The following is a 19,527-nucleotide window of genomic DNA, read 5'->3' on the forward strand; positions in this document are numbered from 1 at the left end:
CCACCGAGACCTCGGAGGCACGCAATGCCCGTGCACAGATCCGGATCCGGAACGACCCGCCGCTCGCGCTTCGCGGCGATGGGAACTCTTCTCGCAGCACTCTCGCTTCTGCTCACCCTGCCCGGCGCGGCCACCGCGGCCGACTCCCCCACCGCCACCACCACGCCCGCCCGCGGGTCGGCCACGATGGGCATGGGCGTCGTCGCCCATGACGGCCAGGGCGGCCTGCCGCGTGACACGCGCGCCGTGCAGACCGAAGGCGTGGACGTCAGCAGCCACCAGGGCAACGTCGACTGGGCGACCCTCTGGAACAGCGGTGTCCGGTGGGCCTACACCAAGGCCACCGAAGGCACGTACTACACGAACCCCTACTTCGCCCAGCAGTACAACGGCTCGTACAACGTCGGCATGATCCGGGGCGCGTACCACTTCGCCACCCCGGACACCACGAGCGGCGCGACCCAGGCCAACTACTTCGTGGACCACGGGGGCGGCTGGTCGCCGGACGGCAAGACCTTGCCCGGCGTCCTCGACATCGAGTGGAACCCGTACGGCGACCAGTGCTACGGCAAGACCGCGGCCGCCATGGTCTCCTGGATCCGCGACTTCGTGAACACGTACAAGTCACGCACCGGCCGCGACGCGGTCATCTACACCGCGACCAGCTGGTGGCAGGCCTGCACCGGCAACAACGCGGGCTTCGCCACCACCAACCCGCTCTGGGTGGCCCGCTACAACACCACCGTCGGTGAACTCCCGGCCGGCTGGAGCTACTACACCATCTGGCAGTACACGTCGTCCGGCCCGTACGTCGGCGACCACAACCACTTCAACGGCGCCCTCGACCGCGTACAGGCACTCGCCAACGGCTGAGTCCCGCCCCGCCGGGCCCCGGTGACGCACCCCGTCACCGGGGTCCGGACCGCCCCTGAGCACGGCCCGCGACCGGCTGCCCGGAAATCGCGGATACCAGGGATACGCGGAACGGCCCGCACCGCCCTCTCGGGGGTGCGGGCCGTCCGACCGGCCGCGCACGTCATGCCACGCCCGTCACGCCATGGCGCTCACGCCGCGGCCGGGATCCTCTCCTCCGCCCTGGCCGAAGCCGGGGCGAGAGCGATCTCCAGCACCTGACGTACATCCGTCACCGGGTAGACCTCCAACTTGTCGAGGACCTCGGCCGGGACGTCGTCCAGATCGGCCTCGTTCCGCTTCGGGATCACCACGGTGGTGATTCCGGCGCGGTGAGCGGCCAGCAGCTTCTGCTTCAGGCCGCCGATCGGCAGCACCCGTCCGGTCAGCGACACCTCGCCGGTCATCGCCACATCCGTACGGACCAGCCGCCCGGAGAGCAGCGAGGCCAGTGCCGTCGTCATCGTGATACCGGCGCTGGGGCCGTCCTTGGGGACCGCGCCCGCCGGGAAGTGGATGTGCGCTCCCCGGTCCTTGAGATCGGCGACCGGCAGTTCCAGTTCGGCGCCGTGCGACCGCAGGAAGCTGAGCGCGATCTGCGCGGACTCCTTCATGACGTCGCCGAGCTGGCCGGTCAGGGTCAGTCCCGCAGCACCCGTCTCCGGATCTGCCAGCGACGCCTCGACGAACAGCACGTCTCCGCCGGCGCCGGTCACCGCGAGTCCGGTCGCCACGCCCGGCACCGCGGTGCGGCGCTCGGCCGGGTCCTGGGCGGACTCGGGAACATGGTGCGGCCGTCCGACGAGACCCCGCAGGTCCTCGTCGGTGACGGTGAACGGGAGCTCCCGGTCGCCCAGCTCGTGCTGGGCCGCGACCTTGCGGAGCAGCCGGGCGACGGCCCGTTCGAGGTTGCGTACGCCCGCCTCGCGGGTGTACTCGCCGGCCAGCTTGCGCAGCGCCGACTCGTCGAGGGTCACCTCGTCCTTCTCCAGACCGGCCCGCTCCAGCTGGCGCGGCAGCAGGTGGTCCCGGGCGATGACGACCTTCTCGTCCTCGGTGTAGCCGTCGAGCCTGACCAGCTCCATGCGGTCGAGCAGCGCCTCCGGAATGGCTTCCAGGACATTGGCGGTGGCCAGGAAGACCACGTCGCTGAGGTCGAGCTCGACCTCCAGGTAGTGGTCACGGAAGGTGTGGTTCTGCGCCGGGTCGAGCACTTCGAGGAGCGCCGCGGCCGGGTCGCCGCGGAAGTCGGAGCCGACCTTGTCGATCTCGTCGAGCAGGACGACCGGGTTCATGGAACCGGCCTCCTTGACGGCGCGGACGATGCGTCCGGGAAGCGCACCGACATACGTACGCCGATGGCCGCGGATCTCCGCCTCGTCCCGCACACCGCCGAGCGCGACACGGACGAACTTGCGCCCCATGGCGTGCGCGACGCTCTCGCCGAGGGACGTCTTGCCGACGCCGGGAGGCCCGACGAGGGCCAGCACCGCACCACCGCGGCGCCCGCCGACGACCCCGAGACCGCGGTCGGCGCGGCGCTTGCGCACGGCGAGGTACTCGGTGATCCGCTCCTTCACGTCCTCCAGGCCCGCGTGCTCGGCGTCGAGGATCTCCTTGGCGGCGCGGATGTCGTACGCGTCCTCGGTGCGCTCGTTCCACGGCAGTTCGAGGACGGTGTCCAGCCAGGTGCGGATCCAGGAACCCTCGGGGCTCTGGTCGGAGGAGCGCTCCAGCTTGTCGACCTCCTTGAGCGCGGCCTCACGGACGTGCTCGGGAAGATCGGCGGCTTCGACGCGTGCCCGGTAGTCGTCGGACTCGCCCTCCGGGTCACCGTTGAGCTCGGACAGCTCCTTGCGTACGGCTTCGAGCTGGCGCCGCAGCAGGAACTCGCGCTGCTGCTTGTCGACACCCTCCTGGACATCCTTCGCGATGGACTCGGCGACGTCCTGTTCGGCGAGGTGCTCGCCGAGCCACTGGATGGCGAGCTTCAGCCGGGCAACCGCGTCGGCGGTCTCCAGGAGCTGCACCTTCTGGGTGGTCGTGAGGAAGGGTGAGTAACCGGAATTGTCGGCGAGGGCCGAGATGTCGTCGATCTGCTGGACCCGGTCCACTACCTGCCAGGCGCCGCGCTTCTTCAGCCAGCTGGTGGCCAGGGCCTTGTACTCCTTGACCAGCTCGGCGGCGACACCGGGAAGCGGCTCGGGGACGGACACGTCCACGCGTGTCCCCTCCACCCAGAGCGCGGCCCCGGGTCCGGTGGTCCCGGCGCCGATCCTCACCCGGTCACGGCCGCGGATGAGCGCACCGGGGTCGCCGTCGGAGAGCCGGCCGACCTGCTCGACGGTACCGAGCACACCCGTTCCGGTGTACGTCCCGTCGATCCGCGGCACGAGCAGCACCTCGGGCTTGCCGCCACCCGGCCGGACGGCTGCCTGCGCGGCCTCCACGGCGGCCCGCACATCGGTGTCGGACAGGTCGAGAGGAACCACCATTCCGGGCAGCACGACCTCGTCGTCGAGCGGCAGCACAGGCAGGGTCAGCGGAGTGACCGCGTTGGGCTCATTAGCCATGATCTCCCCTTCGGCATTCAAGTTGAGCTATGCAGGCTCAATGCTCCTGAGCGACGTTATGTTCCCGGGGCTGTGTTCGCTCTCAGCGATCTTCCTGATGCTTCCCCCGCCACCTGCGAAATCCGTTCGCGACTGCCTTGCGCACGGCGGGAGAGTGCCCGCATGGGTGACACACGCGTGGGCGACAGGGGCCTGGCCGAGGACGGGACGATCAGACGTGAAGGCTCGCAGAGCCGCGTACCGGCAACGTTCGCCCCCATGGTCGAGGCGGCCCGCTCCCGGATCACCGATGCGTTCGACGCCGCGCAGTTGCACAGCGCCTACCTCTACCGCAGCATCCCGCGGGGCACGGCCATTCCCGGCGTCTCCGACCTGGACCTGCTGGTCGCTCTGCACGCCGAACCGACCGAGTCCGACCGGGCCGCCGCCCGGGCAGGGCACCTGCCGCAGATCAACCGGCGAGGCATCGCCGTCCGATACCGATAGAGGGGACTGAGGCTGATGCGCCCCTCGGGGGAGAACGGGACCGGCGATGACGACGCGCTGTTGCGCGCCGTCGCACATGGGGATGCGGCAGCTCTCGCCACGCTCTACGGCCGACTTGCCGACCGACGCTTCGCCCGGCTGAGCCGCCGGTGTGCGCACGTACGCGGCCGACCGCGGTCCGCCCCTCCCGCGGGCCGTCTCGGACGGCTGCTTCCTGATCTCGATCGCCCTGGTCGGTTTCGTCGTCGGCCGGCTGTCCCCGTGGCGGCTGACCGCACCGGTTCCGGCGTTCTGCACGTACGTCGGGGCGGCGCACCTGGCCGGGGCGGCGCTCCTGGTGGTGCGCGGCGCACGGCCGGAGCCCCGGTGACCACACCTTTCGACTCCTCGCGCCCCACCCGGATCCACCGATTTTGGCCCCGCCCGCGCCGTCCGACGAGGATGGTGGAATCCATCCGCCGCCTACCGGAGACCGAGGACATGCCGACCGCCGACCGCCGCACCGCTCACAGCTCCGTCACACTCGACCGCCGCGAGGGACCGTACGGGGAGGTCGTCCTGCGGGAGCGGGGGGACGACTTCGAGATCATCGCCAACGGGTGCTTTCTGATGGACACCGCGGACGGGCGCTCCGAACGGCTGTTGATCGATGCCGCACTCGCCGCACTGCCCGCCGGGCGGACGGATCCGGCAGTGCTCGTCGGAGGGCTCGGGGTCGGCTTCTCGCTGGCGCACGCCGCCGCCGAGCCGCGCTGGGGGCGAATCGCGGTGGTCGAGCGGGAACAGGCGATCATCGATTGGCACCTGGACGGGCCGCTGGATCGGATCTCCGCTGCGGCGCTCGCCGATCCGCGGACGGCGATCCTGGCGACGGATCTCGTCACATATCTGCATACGACTACGGACCGTTACGACGCGTTGTGTCTGGACATCGACAACGGACCGGACTGGACCGTCACCGAGGACAACGGAAGTCTCTACTCCGCTTCCGGCCTGGCGGACTGCTGGGAACGGCTCAATCCGGGTGGGGTGCTGGCGGTGTGGTCCGCGCAGCCGTCCGCCGCCTTCGAACAGGCCCTGCAGAATGCCGGATTCAGTGGGGTAAGGACGGAAGAGGTGCATGTTGCCCGTGGTGTGCCCGACGTGGTTCATCTCGCACTTCGGGACGGCTGAGGTTCCCCCGCCGGGTATCCGGGCCCCTGGACGCCCGGGGGCCAAGCGTCACAAGACAGACACTCCGCCGCCTGCTTGCGTCCAACCCGTTCCCGTGCCGTTACACCCTGCGTAGCCGGGAACAGTCTGCTGGCTTTACGCTGCTGAGCGGCAAACGGGATCACCCACGAAATTCACAAGCGAAGACCGTGCGTCCGGGGGAATGACCCCCGCGAGAACGGGCAGGGGCGGGGCGATGGAACAGACACACACCACCCACAACGGTGTCGCGGCCACCCCGGGCGCGCAGCGCCGGGTGCTGGTGGTCGAGGACGACGCGACGATCGTCGACGCCATTTCCGCACGCCTGCGGGCCGAGGGCTTTCTGGTGCAGACCGCGCTCGACGGCCCCGCGGCCGTCGACGCGGCCGAGGCCTGGCAGCCCGACCTGATGGTGCTCGACATCATGCTTCCGGGCTTCGACGGCCTGGAAGTCTGCCGCCGGGTTCAGGCCACACGGCCGGTGCCGGTGCTGATGCTGACCGCCCGGGACGACGAGACCGACATGCTCGTCGGCCTCGGCGTCGGCGCCGACGACTACATGACCAAGCCGTTCTCCATGCGTGAACTGGCGGCCCGGGTACATGTCCTGCTGCGCCGGGTCGAGCGCGCGGCGCTGGCCGCGGTGACGCCGCGCAGCGGCATCCTGCGCCTCGGCGAGCTGGAGATCGATCACGCCCAGCGCCGGGTCCGGGTGCGCGCGGAGGACGTCCACCTGACGCCGACCGAGTTCGACCTGCTGGTCTGCCTGGCGAACACGCCGCGCGCGGTGCTCTCCCGGGAGCAGCTGCTCGCGGAGGTCTGGGACTGGGCGGACGCTTCCGGTACCCGCACCGTCGACAGCCACATCAAGGCACTGCGCCGGAAGATCGGCGCGGAGCGGATCCGAACCGTGCACGGTGTCGGTTACGCCCTGGAGACCCCGGCGCCATGACCCGGCCCGGCTCCGGACTGCGCCCTTTCTCGATCAAGGCCAAGCTGGGCACGCTGGTCGTGGTCTCGGTGTTCATCACGACCGGGCTGCTGATGGTGGCGGTGCGCACCAGGACCGAGCTGCGGTTCATCACAGTGTTCTCGGTGATCGCGACGCTGCTGATCACCCAGTTCGTGGCGCACGGGCTGACGGCGCCGCTGGACGAGATGACGAGGGTGGCCCGGTCGATCTCGCACGGCGACTACACCCGACGGGTGCGGGGCGCGGACCGGCGGGACGAGCTCGGTGATCTGGCCCAGACGATCAACCTCATGGCGGACGATCTGGAGGCCGTGGACCTGCACCGCAAGGAGCTGGTGGCCAATGTCTCGCATGAGCTGCGCACTCCCATCGCGGCGCTGAGAGCCGTCCTGGAGAACGTCGTGGACGGGGTCTCCGCCGCTGATCCGGAAACCATGCGCACGGCGCTGAAACAGACGGAGCGGCTCGGCAGGCTGGTGGAGACGCTGCTGGACCTGTCCCGGCTGGACAACGGGGTGGTCACCCTCAAGGCCCGCCGTTTCGAGGTGTGGCCGTATCTCTCGGGCGTACTGAAGGAAGCGAACCTCGCCGCCTCGCACCGCAGGCTGTCCTCCGGCTCCGGGAACCACACCCGCACGGACGTACATCTGCATCTGGACGTGTCGCCGCCCGAGCTGACCGCGCACGCGGACGCGGAGCGGCTCCACCAGGTGGTGGCCAATCTGATCGACAACGCGGTCAAGCACAGCCCACCGCACGGCCGGGTCACGGTGCGGGCACGGCGCGGCGCGCTGCCGGAGTCGCTGGATCTCGAGGTCGTGGACGAGGGTCCGGGCATTCCGGAGTCCGAGCGGCACCGGGTCTTCGAGCGTTTCAACCGTGGCAAGGTGGCGTCCCCGCACGGTCCGGGCAGTGACGGCGGTACGGGCCTGGGCCTGGCGATCGCCCGTTGGGCCGTGGATCTGCACGGCGGTCGCATCGGAGTGGCCGAATCGGCTCGCGGCTGCCGGATCCAGGTCACCCTTCCGGGGATCTCTCAACCACGCAATTGACGTGGGCCCCGAACCGGAAGGGCACGTTCTACGCGTCGTCCCACGAGGGGATATGGTCCACGTGGCCGTAGCCACGGCCACGCGTACCCGGAGTGAAGCGGAACCACGCTTGTTTCCCGCCATTTCCAGCGCCGAAACCCGCTCTTTGATGTGACTTGCACGACGAAGACCGGCCCGGTCTGCATGGAACGGTCAAGGAGGCGTAGCCTTGATTTCCGCTGTCCATCACCTTGTGAAGCGGAAGAGGGCGGTTGCCGCCGTGTCGTCTCAGTCCCCCAGTAACTCGAGCATCTCGACCGACCAAGCCAGCCCGGGTGCAAACCCGGCTGCCGCTTTCGGCCCCAATGAGTGGCTCGTCGACGAGATCTACCAGCAGTACCTCCAGGATCCCAATTCGGTCGATCGCGCCTGGTGGGACTTCTTCGCCGACTACAAGCCGGGTACGTCCGGCACGGCGGACAAGCCCGTTCCCGGCGCCGCAGCCGCGGGGGCTGCGGTAACTCCGGCCCCGGCTGCCACCGCACCGGCGCAGACCGACCACGCCGCACCGGCCGCTCCGGCGCAGCCCGTGGCCCAGGCTCCGGCTCCGGCCGCCGCACCCGCCGCTCCGGCGGCGCCCGCGGTTGCCGCACCCGCTGCCCCGGCCGCTCCGGCCGCTCCGGCGAAGGCCGCGCCCGCGGCACCCGCCGCACCGGCAGCCGCGAAGGCCCCCGCCAAGGCGGCCCCGGCCACCGCGGCGGCCGAGGGCCCCGAGTACGTGACGCTGCGCGGTCCGTCCGCCGCCGTTGCGAAGAACATGAACGCCTCGCTGGAGCTGCCGACGGCCACGTCCGTCCGCGCCGTCCCGGTGAAGCTGCTCTTCGACAACCGCATCGTCATCAACAACCACCTCAAGCGCGCCCGCGGCGGGAAGATCTCCTTCACGCACCTCATCGGGTACGCGATGGTGCAGGCCCTCAAGGCCATGCCGTCGATGAACTACTCCTTCGCGGAGAAGGACGGCAAGCCGACCCTGGTCAAGCCGGAGCACGTCAACCTCGGTCTGGCCATCGACCTGGTGAAGCCGAACGGCGACCGCCAGCTGGTCGTCGCGGCCATCAAGAAGGCCGAGACGCTCAACTTCTTCGAGTTCTGGCAGGCGTACGAGGACATCGTCCGCCGCGCCCGCATCGGCAAGCTCGGCATGGACGACTTCACCGGAGTCACCGCCTCGCTGACCAACCCCGGCGGCATCGGCACCGTCCACTCGGTGCCCCGCCTGATGCCCGGCCAGGGCCTCATCATGGGTGTCGGCGCGATGGACTACCCGGCGGAGTTCCAGGGCACCTCCCAGGACACCCTGAACAAGCTGGGCATCTCGAAGGTCATGACGCTGACCTCGACGTACGACCACCGGGTCATCCAGGGCGCCGCCTCCGGCGAGTTCCTGCGGATCCTGGCCCAGCTGCTGCTCGGCGAGAACGAGTTCTACGACGAGATCTTCAAGGCGCTGCGCATCCCCTACGAGCCGGTCCGCTGGCTCAAGGACATCGACGCCTCGCACGACGACGACGTCACCAAGGCCGCGCGGGTCTTCGAGCTGATCCACTCCTACCGGGTCCGCGGTCACGTCATGGCCGACACCGACCCGCTGGAGTACCGCCAGCGCAAGCACCCCGACCTGGACATCACCGAGCACGGCCTCACCCTGTGGGACCTGGAGCGGGACTTCGCGGTCGGCGGTTTCGCCGGCAAGACGATGATGAAGCTCCGCGACATCCTCGGTGTGCTGCGTGAGTCGTACTGCCGCACCACCGGCATCGAGTTCATGCACATCCAGGACCCGAAGCAGCGCAAGTGGCTCCAGGACCGGGTGGAGCGTCCGCGCCCGAAGCCGGAGCGCGAGGAGCAGCTGCGGATCCTGCGCCGCCTCAACGCCGCCGAGGCGTTCGAGACGTTCCTGCAGACCAAGTACGTCGGCCAGAAGCGGTTCTCGCTGGAGGGCGGCGAGTCCGTCATCCCGCTGCTCGACGCCGTCATCGACTCCGCAGCCGAGGCCCGCCTCGACGAGGTCGTCATCGGCATGGCCCACCGCGGCCGGCTGAACGTCCTGGCGAACATCGTCGGCAAGTCGTACGCGCAGATCTTCCGGGAGTTCGAGGGCAACCTCGACCCGCGGTCGATGCACGGCTCCGGCGACGTGAAGTACCACCTGGGCGCCGAGGGCACCTTCACCGGCCTGGACGGCGAGCAGATCAAGGTCTCGCTGGCCGCCAACCCCTCGCACCTGGAGGCGGTCGACCCGGTCCTGGAAGGCATCGCCCGCGCCAAGCAGGACATCATCAACAAGGGCGGCACGGACTTCACGGTCCTGCCTGTCGCGCTCCACGGCGACGCGGCCTTCGCGGGCCAGGGCGTCGTCGCCGAGACGCTCAACATGTCGCAGCTGCGCGGCTACCGCACCGGTGGCACCGTGCACGTGGTGATCAACAACCAGGTCGGCTTCACCGCCGCCCCTGAGTCGTCGCGTTCCTCGATGTACGCCACCGACGTGGCGCGCATGATCGAGGCGCCGATCATCCACGTCAACGGCGACGACCCCGAGGCCGTCGTCCGGGTGGCCCGTCTCGCCTTCGAGTTCCGCCAGGCGTTCAACAAGGACGTCGTGATCGACCTCATCTGCTACCGCCGCCGCGGTCACAACGAGGGCGACAACCCGGAGTTCACCAACCCGCAGATGTACACCCTGATCGACAAGAAGCGCTCGGTGCGCAAGCTGTACACCGAGTCGCTCATCGGTCGCGGCGACATCACGCTGGAAGAGGCCGAGCAGGCGCTCCAGGACTTCCAGGGCCAGCTGGAGAAGGTCTTCGCGGAGGTCCGCGAAGCCACCTCGGCTCCGGCTCAGACCCATGTCCCGGACGTGCAGCCCGAGTTCCCGGTCGCCGTCACCACCGCGGTCTCCCAGGAGGTCGTGAAGCGGATCGCCGAGTCCCAGGTCAACATCCCGGAGCGGATCACGGTCCACCCGCGCCTGATGCCGCAGATGCAGCGCCGTGCCGCCTCGGTGGAGAACGGCACGATCGACTGGGGCATGGGCGAGACCCTGGCCATCGGTTCGCTGCTGATGGAGGGCACTCCGGTCCGGCTCGCCGGCCAGGACACCCGCCGCGGCACCTTCGGTCAGCGTCACGCGGTCCTCGTCGACCAGGTGACCGGCGAGGACTACACCCCGCTGCTCTACCTCGCCGACGACCAGGCCCGTTACAACGTCTACGACTCGCTGCTCTCCGAGTACGCGGCGATGGGCTTCGAGTACGGCTACTCGCTGGCCCGCCCGGAGTCGCTGGTCATCTGGGAGGCCCAGTTCGGTGACTTCGTCAACGGCGCGCAGACCGTCGTCGACGAGTTCATCTCCTCGGCCGAGCAGAAGTGGGGCCAGACCTCCGGCGTCACGCTGCTCCTGCCGCACGGCCACGAGGGCCAGGGCCCGGACCACTCGTCCGCCCGCCCGGAGCGCTTCCTCCAGATGTGCGCGCAGGACAACATGACGGTCGCCATGCCGACGCTGCCGTCGAACTACTTCCACCTCCTGCGGTGGCAGGTGCACAACCCGCACCACAAGCCGCTGATCGTCTTCACCCCGAAGTCGATGCTCCGTCTCAAGGCGGCGGCGTCGAAGGTGGAGGAGTTCACCACCGGCGGCTTCCGCCCGGTGATCGGCGACGACTCGGTCGACCCGAACGCGGTCCGCAAGGTCGTCTTCTGCGCCGGCAAGGTCTACTACGACCTGGAGGCCGAGCGCGAGAAGCGCGGTGTCACGGACACGGCGATCATCCGTCTGGAGCGCCTGTACCCGCTGCCGGGTGCCGAGCTCCAGGCCGAGATCGCCAAGTACCCGAACGCCGAGAAGTACCTGTGGGCCCAGGAGGAGCCGGCCAACCAGGGCGCCTGGCCGTTCATCGCCCTGAACCTGATCGACCACCTGGACCTGGCCGTCGGCGCCGACGTCCCGCACGGTGAGCGCCTGCGCCGCATCTCGCGGCCGCACGGCTCGTCCCCGGCGGTCGGCTCGGCCAAGCGGCACCAGGCGGAGCAGGCTCAGCTGGTCGCCGAGGTCTTCGAGGCCTGATCAGCGGCTGTACGAACCGGAGGGCCCGGCCCCGCGAGTGATCGCGGGACCGGGCCCTCCGGCGTGTGCGGGGTGAGCGGGTCTCAGATGATCATCGGCTCGAAGTCCCAGAACGGGCGGTTCCCGGCACCTGCCGCCGAGTCGGCCGACCGGCAGGCCACGGTCAGCGGGTGGTCCGGGCCAAGGACGGCGGTGGCTCTCGGACCGGTCTCCCAGGCCAGTTCTCGCGCGGCTGTCGCCCGACCGCTCCGCATCCGTACGAGCCGCGCGTTCAGCGAGCACCCGATCGTCCACGGATGGTTCGCCCCGACCGCTTCGGCCATCAGGGTGCGGGCCCGCTCGATCTCGTAGCTCGCGGCCTGCCGGTCGCCGAGGTCCCACCGCATCAGGGCCAGATTGCCCTCCACACCGATGGTGTAGGGATGGCTCTCGCCGAGCATCCGCCGGTAGCCCGCCACCACCAGCTCGTGCAGCAGCAGCGCCTGCCGGGGTTCGCCCGCCTGCCGTTCCGCGCAGGCGACGCTCGCGGTGATCAGGAGGGTGAGCGGGTCGTGCTCCCCGAGCAGGCGCAGACAGCGTTCCCTGGTCCCGGTCAGCGACGGCAGAGCCGCCGTGGGTCCCTGCTGGGCGTGCTGACAGAGCGCCAGGTTGAACTGGGCACGCAGCGTCTGCGGGTTGTTGTCGCCCATCCACCGCAGATGGCGCCGGACCGTGGCGTCCAGTGCGGCCCCCGCCTCCCGGTAGCGGCCCAGCAGGCGCAGGTCGATGGCGAGGTTGATCTCCGAGTACATCGTGGCGGACGCGTTCGCCGGCAGTACGGACCGGCGCAGTTCCAGGGTGCGCATGTCCTGCTCCAGGGCCTCCGCGTACCGCCCGAGGAGCCTCAGCGAGACGGCGAGGTTGTTCTCCGCGTTGAGCGTTCGGGGGTCCTCCTGGCCCAGAACCTGACGATCGCGGTCCCGGATGGAGACGGAGAGATCCAGCGCCTCCTGGTAACGGCCGAGCGCCCGCAGGTCGGCGGCGAGTCCGCCCGCCGCGCGCAGATGCTCCAGGTCCAGTTCGCCGCGCTCGGCCCCCAGGGAGTCGGCGGTCGCGCGCTCCACCTGTTCGCTGGCGCGGTAGTCGCCGGTGGCACGCAGCAGATTGGCGTAGTGATGGCGGAGGTCCCAGATACGCGGGTGAGCGGGGCCGAGCAGGGCCTGCCAGGAGGCCATGGCCGGTGCGGCGAACCTGACTCCACTGCCGTACTCTCCCGAAAGGTACATGTAGCGAAGGCAGTTGAGGACCAGCTGCTGCACCAGCGGATCGGTGCTCTCCAGGACCCCCGCCCACTTCAGATGGGGCGTGAGTGCCGCATAGGCGGGCCACAGGCGGGTGTCGGCGGGGAGCCCGGGATCAGCGGTGGCCAGGGCGTGCCGGGCGGCGTCGCGGTAGACCGCCCATGCGTCGTCGGGTATGCCTCCGCGTACCAACTGGTGAACCATGCGGTGGATCTGGAGGGCTTCGCCGTTCCCCGCCCCCTCCGCGGACGGCGACGGGTCGGTGTCCAGACGGACGGCCGAGTGACGCAGCAGACGACGCAGCGCACGGTCGCGGCGGTCTTCGTCCGCGAGCGGGCCGGGCATGCTGATGCCGTTCAGCAGGCGTACAGGCAGGGAGCCGGGCGCGAAGAAGGTGCAGAGCCGGAGCAGGTCGATGGCTTCCGGGTCCGTCTCGTCGAGCCTGTTCAGCTGGATCGACCAGCCGGTCCAGAAGGCGAGCGGGTAGTCGGCGGAGATCTTGATCGCGTCCTGGTCGGTGCCGCGTTCCAGGAGTTCGATGTACTGGTCGACGGACATGTCGGAGTCGTTGAGCCAGCCCGCCGTCTGGTCGAGCAGCAGCGGAAGGTCCTCCAGCGCGTCGGCCAGCCGGTCGGCCCCGTCGAAGGTCAGCCGGGGTGCCCGGTTCCGTACGAAGGCGAGCGACTCCGCCCGGGTGTAGACCGGGACCTCGACGAGGGCGCTGCCCTGGTCGCGCCACTCCGGGTTGCGCGATGTGATCAGCACATGTCCCGGGCCGGTGGGCACCAGGTCCTGCACCTGGTCGGGTTCGTCGGCACCGTCCAGGACCAGCAGCCAGCGGCTGTACGGGTCGCCGTGCCGCAGCGCGTGCTGCACCGCCCGCAGCCGTTCGCCGTACTCCGGTCCCGTCGAGAGACGCAGTTCCGGCGCGAGCTGTCCGAGCTGTCTCCGGAGCACAGCGCGGTGGTCGGCGGGGACCCACCACACGACGTCGTACTCGGAGCCGAACCGGTAGACGTACTCCACGGCCAGCTGCGTCTTGCCGACGCCGGACATGCCGTGCAGAGTCACGACGCCCGCACCGGGGCCGGTACCCCGAAGGGCGCGGTGGGCGCTACCGAGCAGCTCCTCGCGGCCGGTGAACCGGGTGTTGCGGCGCGGTACGCCGCCCCACACCTCAGGGGTGTCGAGCGGGAACCGCGGACCCGCAGCCGTCGCATCGACCTCGGGCAGCGGGTCGGCGGGGAGACCGAGACGGGCGAGCAGCCGCCGCTCGGCCTCGTCGGCACCGACGTCGGTCAGGTCGGCCGCCTCGAAGACCGACGTGGCACCGGGCAGTGCGGAGGTGGTGACGGTGACAGCGGCGAAGCGGTCCGGATCGGGGACGACGACCTCGCGCAGCGCCCGGTTCCACTCGTCGTGGCTGCGCGTACCGAGCTGGAAGTACCAGTCGCTGAGGATGACGAGCACCCGGCCACGGGCCGGGGTCAGGTCCCGCAGGGTCTCCTCCAGCGGCACCTCGACCGGCGGGTCCCACCGCTGCTGGACGACCGTCACCCCGCGCCGCTCCAGACGGTCCCCGATCCAGGCTGCCCAGGCCTGGTTGAAACCGGCGAAGCTGATGGTGACGGCCTCTGCCTCGGGTGGGAGCGCCTTCTCCGAAGCGTCCGCGGCCAGAGCGGGGTTCTCCGGTTCCGAGGGCTGCGTACGAGCACCGCGCTCTTCCGTGCGGCGGCCCAGGCCGGTGTACCTCTCCAGGAACGCGCGCAGCAGTCCCGTCCTGCGGTGCGGCGCGCCCGCCGTGGTGTCGGGCTCGGTCCAGTCCCCCACCGGGAGCTCCCCGGCCCGCCGGGCGGCGGGGGCGGGTCCTCCGGGTGCCACCGGTACGTGTCCGCGGGCCGGCCTGGGCGACGCCCCGCCCGGCCCGGCCGATTCCCTGATGCGGCAGGGGAGTTCGGCCTTGCGGACCGACGTCCCCCATTGGTTGGAAATGGTCAGCCGCAGCATCGCGGGACCGGTGGCCGCGCCCGTCGTCACGATGAACCGCGCCGGGCCGTACGTACCACCGAATCGGTGCAGTACGACGCCGGGGTCGTCGAGCACCTCACAGACGAAGTACGGGGCACCGTCGAGCGAGACGCTGAAGGCCAGTTCCTCCTCCTCGTACGGCCAGGCCTCGCTGTCCTCCTCGTTCCGGGCGTTGAGCGGGCCACGTAGATCGACGCTGACGTAATGGACCAGTCCGGCCTCCACCTCACGCAGCCAGCCGACGACCGGCTCGATCAACAGGGGTCGCTCGTCATTGCTCATAATGCGCCCCCTCCCACGCGTTCGGGCCGTGCTCGTACCGGCCGGTGAGACGCAGTGTGCTGAGCGGATGCCCGTAGTACTGGAACATCAGGCTGTAGAGCAGGCGCAGGACACTTTCCTGTCCGCTCCTGTCGAGCCGGCCGTCGTCCCGGACCAGGAGCGGGACCCCACCGGCGGCGTGGAATTCTTCGAGCGCCCCGGCGCGGAAGGCGCGCAGCGCGCGGGCCACCGGGCGGGTGGGGTCCTCGGTCACCGTCTCGACGAGTTGCCGGATCAGTTCGCGTGCCTCGCTGTCGCCGACCTTTCCCGCGGTGACGATGCAGCCGCCCGCCCCCTTGCCGAGGAAGATCTCGGTGAAGCCCCGCAGGTACTGTCTGCCGTCGCCGTCGTAGTCGAGGAAGCGCCCGGAGTGGCAGGCGTTGAGACAGACCAGCGAGCCGTCCCTGCGCAGCAGGGTCATCTCGTGGTCGCTGTACTCGGCCCAGGTCACATCGGCGAGGGTGAGTTTGCTGAGCTGTTCGGCGAAAGTGCCGTGGCAGCCCATGTAGACCAGGCCGGTCGGCTCGGCGGTGTGTTCGTTCAGGCTGCGCAGAAAGCCGACGATGCCGGAGTGCGGCCTGTGGTCGTACCCGTGGAAGACCTTCATGTCGGAGCGCATGTCCCGGTGGAAGTAGCCGAGCACACCACCGGTCGGGGCGGCCACCTCCGTCGGAAAGTCGTCCCGGCCCTCGACCACGTCGAGCCAGCGTGTCATGTCGACGAGCGCCCCCAGCAGCCCGCCGGGAAGCCCGGTCTGCGGGGTGGTGGGCAGGGTCAGTGCCTCCCAGGGCAGGTCGAAGCCGGTCTGGTCGAGGATCACCACCTGGAGTTCTTCACCGTGGACTTCCCGGCATCGGTTTATCCAGGTGGTCAGCGGGCTCTGGTTCCGGGACCAGCGGCGGATGGACCGGAGCAGCTCGGACGGCGGTTCCCCGCCCTGGCGGGCGTTGCTGAGGCTGATCGCCTGTGGCCGCCGCTGGCTCTCGCCCGATGTGTACGGGAGCTTCGGAACGCCGGGGCACCATGCTTCGAAGCCGAAGGCCTCCGGCCCGCCGGGCGGCGCGTGGTGACGCCTCACCCTGATGCGTGCGTACGTCGTGGCCGGGGACTGCTTGGCGTGCGCCAGCATTGCGCCGAGCCCCAGCGGGTGCCCCGTCCGCGCCCCGTCAGGTACCGGCGTCCGCGACGCAGGCAGCACCTGCCCCGCCAGTCGGCTGAGGCGCCGGATCGCGCCTGACGGCTCATCGAGCACGGATCACCGCCTCGTCCTCGGGCCGCCCCGCGACGACGCTTCCGTGGAGGGCGTCGGCGAGGTCCGCAGGCAGTCCGGTGTACGGCTGACGGCCCGGGTCGACGACCACGCAGTGCAACTGGGTCCGGCCCATGGAGCCGATCCGGCCGGCGGCGGCCAGCGCGTCCTCGATCCCGGCGCGCCCCACGGCGTCTGCGTCCTGCCGGCCGCGGTGGGAGGCGGCCAGCGGCACATTGCCCCGACCGTCGGTGACCACCACCAGCAGCGCTTCGACGAGTCCGGCACGGTGGTGCTGGAATGCGCGGCGCAGGGCGTGTCCGGCCTGGTCGAGGCCGTGGGCGAGAGGGGTTGCGCGGCCGGACCGGCGGGCCAGTGCGAGGGCGATGCGCGGGTCGCGGGTGGAGCGGGCGGCGAAGGAGTCGGCCCGCAGTTCGTGCGCTGCGCCCAGGCCGCCGACTTCGACGATGTGGACGGACGCCCGGGTGACGTAAGCCCACTGCAGGAAGGGGTCGAACACTTCGTGCCAGTCCCAGTCCTCGTGACAGGTGTGGTCGACCACGAGGGTGAGCATCCGTACGGGTTCGGGCGCCCTGACATAGCCCCGCAGATCCTGGGGGGCTATCACCAACCGGTCCTGTTCGCCGCGTACCGCCCGGTACTTGGTCGCTTCCATCGCCGTACGGACCGGGGCGAGGTCCCACAGGTCGCGGGCGCGCCGCACCCCGACGACGGCGCCGCGGGCGACCCGGGTCCCGGCGGTGCGCCGGGTGGGGGTGTGCAGAGCGGTTCCTTCAGGCCGCGGGCCGACGGTGTCCTCCGGGTAGGGAAGAGAGCCGGGCGTCCGGTCACCCGGGACCGGGACCGGTCCGATGGGTACGGCGGGGCCCGAATCGTGGACCGGCACGGCCTGCGGACTGTGCCCGCCCTGGGCCGGGTGGTGCCCGGGTGACGGATGGTCGCGGCGAGGCTGCGGAACATCGGGAACGGCCGGGCCGGGCGCCACCTCGGGCGCGGCAGCCGGGCGATGAACGGTGATGAGGCGGATCAGGCGGGCCGCCCGCTCCACATGGTTGGCCGTGACCTGGACGCCGGAGGCGGTCCCGCGGCCGGCGGTGCCCTCTTCGGCATCGTCCAGCCGGGCAAGGGCGCGGGCGATACGGGCCAGGGCGAGCGGTCTGCGGAGCCCGGTGTCATCCCGGTCGTCCAGGAGTTCCAGCACCCGTGGGGCGACCTCGGCGCCGAGTCGGGCGGGCGGTCCGGGGGCGGCCCGCCCGAGTACTGCGGCCCAGGAGGCGGGGAGCTGGCCGAGAGGGTCGGCTCCCGGGCGCAGCTGCATATCCGGGACGGCGAGGCGTACCGGGAAACGGTCCAGGAGATGCGGCGAGATCAGCTCGACGTCCTCGGTGCGGCAGACGGCCAGCCAGCGGGCGCGGGGCCGCCATCGGCACCGCAGCCCGGAGTGCTCGACCGTGGCCGTGTCGGCTCCGAGGAGCTGGACGGCGGCGCGCATCCCGGGCACGCTGAGCCGGGCCAGATCGGGCACGACGACGAGCGAGGGGCCGGTTCGGGCGTCGACGAGCGGCCCGGGTTCAACGGTGAATTCGATGCCGTGGGCGCCCCGGCGGACTCGGGGCCGTAACCACAGGTCCTCGTCGACGGTGGCCGCATTGAGCGTCGTACGGTCCACGTCGGCGCCCGGCGGCTGTCCAGCGGCCCGACCGAGCAGCCCCGAGAACACCGCGGTGACGGCGGTGAGGTGTTCCGGTCGCAGGTCGAAGAGCAGCACACCGGACAATCCCGGTTCGAGCACGGCACAGACGAGTGCGGTGAGCAGCCTCGCGCTCGGATCGTCGTGGTCCGCGAAGTCCGTGTTCTGCGTCGGCCGGGTGGGCATCGACGCCTCAGGAGAACAGGTCGGTCATGGCGGCGTTCTCGTCCGGCCCCCAGTCGAACGCCGAACCGTGGGCGGATTCGGGTCTGCGGTGGCGCAGGGCGAGCGGGAGCACCTGGCGCACGTGTTCCGGCGTCACCCGGTCCGCCCCTTCCCTGGCCGCCAGCGCCCGGGCAGCTTTGGCCACGAGGAGGTCGCCGCGCTGTCCTACGGCGCCCGTCCGGGTGGCCGCCTCGGCGCAGAGTCTGCTCACGCTCTCGTTCAAGCGGACGCGAGGCAGCCGTTCACGCGCGGCGAGCAGGTGGTCGCGCAGCCGGTCGTTCTCCTCCTCGGCTGCCCGGATCCACGCGGAGTTCTCGGTTTCGAGTTCCTCCTCGAAGGTGAGCACGGCGGTGATCACTCTGTGGCGGTCCTCGATGTCCAGCTCGGCCGCCGTCACCATCAGGCCGAAACGGTCCAGCAGCTGGGCGCGCAGGCTGCCCTCCTCCGGATTCATGGTGCCGACGAGCCCGAAAGAGACATGGGTGGCGGTGTCGATGCCCTCCCGTTGGACGGACAGGACGCCCGTGGAGACCACATCCAGGATGATGTTGACGATGTGGTCGTCGAGAAGATTGACCTCGTCGACGTACAGCAGCCCTTTCTCATGGGCCTCTTCGAGCAGCCCTGCCTGCTTCTTCGCCTCACCGTGCATCAGGGCGTCCAGCTCCCAGCCGCCCAGCACCCGGTCGTCGGTCGCGTTGATCGGCAGGGTGACGGGAAGTTGGCCGCCGGACATCAGCGCGAAGGCCCGTACAACAGTGGACTTGGCCGTGCCGCGCTGCCCGGCGATGAGGACGCCGCCGATTCCCGGGGCGATGAAATTGAGCTCCAGGGCGAGCTTCAGCTCGTCCTGCCCGACGATGCGGCTGTACGGGAGGATGGGAACCGGTGGCGCCGACGGGGGTGGGGCGGCGGGTGAGGACGCCCCGCTCATGACGGGCTCACGACCGTGGTGGCTTGCTCCTCGCGGCCCGGCTGCCAGCGGAAGGTGACCTGGATCTGAGCCTCCGCCCCCGCCTTCACCACAGCCGCCATGCCGGCCTCGAAGGTGATGCCGACCTGGAGTTCTACTTCGTCGGGACGCAGCCCGTGCCCCAGGTCCCCTAAGCGACGCATGGCCTGGGAGGCGCAACGGCGCGCGAGGTCGAGGCCCTCCCCGTACAGATCACCGGCCGTGCCGAGAGCGCGCCGGGCCGCACCGGCGCCGTCGCGGGTCTCCCGGTCGTCGTACAGCGAGTCGACATCGTCGGCCGGGGTCCCGGGCCGGGTGTACGCCTCGGCGTCGACGACGACCGGTATCGGACCGTCCTCCCCGGACGCCACAGAACCCACGATGACCACCATTCGCTCCCCCTCCGCGCGGCAATCGGCCTTTTCCACAAGGCTACTGACGGCATCTCAGCTTCTATGGA

The 19,527-nt window shown here is 70.5% G+C and carries 13 protein-coding genes; 7 read left to right on the top strand and 6 right to left on the bottom strand.

The features are described 5' to 3' along the window. Positions 1 to 24: 24 nt before the first annotated feature. Positions 25 to 873 (top strand): lysozyme, encoded by an 849-nt coding sequence (locus tag OHA03_RS07290; RefSeq protein WP_267001908.1) that lies wholly within the window; start codon positions 25 to 27, stop codon positions 871 to 873. 191 nt (positions 874 to 1,064) lie between these two features. Here OHA03_RS07290 and lon read toward each other — a convergent pair whose 3' ends face one another. Next, entirely contained in the window at positions 1,065 to 3,485 is a 2,421-nt protein-coding gene (gene lon / locus OHA03_RS07295; RefSeq protein ID WP_267001910.1) for an endopeptidase La, read from the bottom strand. Between the two features lie 162 nt (positions 3,486 to 3,647). Here lon and OHA03_RS07300 point away from each other — a divergent pair, with 162 nt between their 5' ends. The 6 genes from OHA03_RS07300 (at position 3,648) to OHA03_RS07325 (ending at position 11,301) form a co-directional block, all read left to right on the top strand. Next, on the top strand, positions 3,648 to 3,971 hold the full coding sequence (locus tag OHA03_RS07300) for a hypothetical protein (protein WP_323181167.1): 324 nt from the start codon (positions 3,648 to 3,650) through the stop codon (positions 3,969 to 3,971). Positions 3,972 to 4,122: 151 nt separating this feature from the next. Further along, on the top strand, positions 4,123 to 4,341 hold the full coding sequence (locus tag OHA03_RS07305; protein ID WP_267001912.1) for a hypothetical protein: 219 nt from the start codon (positions 4,123 to 4,125) through the stop codon (positions 4,339 to 4,341). A gap of 110 nt (positions 4,342 to 4,451) precedes the next feature. Beyond that, positions 4,452 to 5,144 (top strand): spermidine synthase, encoded by a 693-nt coding sequence (locus OHA03_RS07310; protein ID WP_267007961.1) that lies wholly within the window; start codon positions 4,452 to 4,454, stop codon positions 5,142 to 5,144. A 235-nt stretch (positions 5,145 to 5,379) separates the two neighbouring features. After that, entirely contained in the window at positions 5,380 to 6,117 is a 738-nt protein-coding gene (locus OHA03_RS07315; RefSeq protein WP_267001914.1) for a response regulator transcription factor, read from the top strand. Beyond that, positions 6,114 to 7,190, top strand: a complete 1,077-nt coding sequence (locus OHA03_RS07320) for a HAMP domain-containing sensor histidine kinase (protein WP_267001916.1) — start codon at positions 6,114 to 6,116, stop codon at positions 7,188 to 7,190. Before OHA03_RS07315 ends, OHA03_RS07320 begins: the two co-directional genes overlap by 4 nt. 259 nt (positions 7,191 to 7,449) lie before the next feature. Next, positions 7,450 to 11,301, top strand: a complete 3,852-nt coding sequence (locus OHA03_RS07325) for a multifunctional oxoglutarate decarboxylase/oxoglutarate dehydrogenase thiamine pyrophosphate-binding subunit/dihydrolipoyllysine-residue succinyltransferase subunit (RefSeq protein WP_267001918.1) — start codon at positions 7,450 to 7,452, stop codon at positions 11,299 to 11,301. A gap of 83 nt (positions 11,302 to 11,384) precedes the next feature. Here OHA03_RS07325 and fxsT read toward each other — a convergent pair whose 3' ends face one another. The 5 genes from fxsT to OHA03_RS07350 are packed head-to-tail and all read right to left on the bottom strand — an operon-like array spanning position 11,385 to position 19,447. Continuing rightward, positions 11,385 to 14,891, bottom strand: coding sequence for an FxSxx-COOH system tetratricopeptide repeat protein (gene fxsT, locus OHA03_RS07330; protein ID WP_267001920.1), 3,507 nt, complete (start codon positions 14,889 to 14,891; stop codon positions 11,385 to 11,387). Continuing rightward, on the bottom strand, positions 14,881 to 16,182 hold the full coding sequence (locus tag OHA03_RS07335; RefSeq protein ID WP_267001922.1) for a CHAT domain-containing protein: 1,302 nt from the start codon (positions 16,180 to 16,182) through the stop codon (positions 14,881 to 14,883). Before OHA03_RS07335 ends, fxsT begins: the two co-directional genes overlap by 11 nt. Next, a complete protein-coding gene (locus OHA03_RS07340) occupies positions 16,172 to 18,076 on the bottom strand; it encodes a hypothetical protein (protein ID WP_267001924.1) in 1,905 nt (634 codons plus the stop codon). The genes OHA03_RS07335 and OHA03_RS07340 overlap by 11 nt, the downstream gene beginning before the upstream one ends. A gap of 7 nt (positions 18,077 to 18,083) precedes the next feature. After that, positions 18,084 to 19,049, bottom strand: a complete 966-nt coding sequence (locus tag OHA03_RS07345) for an AAA family ATPase (protein ID WP_267001926.1) — start codon at positions 19,047 to 19,049, stop codon at positions 18,084 to 18,086. After that, positions 19,046 to 19,447 (bottom strand): CU044_2847 family protein, encoded by a 402-nt coding sequence (locus OHA03_RS07350; RefSeq protein WP_267001928.1) that lies wholly within the window; start codon positions 19,445 to 19,447, stop codon positions 19,046 to 19,048. The genes OHA03_RS07345 and OHA03_RS07350 overlap by 4 nt, the downstream gene beginning before the upstream one ends. Positions 19,448 to 19,527: the final 80 nt, after the last annotated feature.

The organism is Streptomyces sp. NBC_00154 (assembly GCF_026342835.1).
Classification (GTDB): domain Bacteria; phylum Actinomycetota; class Actinomycetes; order Streptomycetales; family Streptomycetaceae; genus Streptomyces.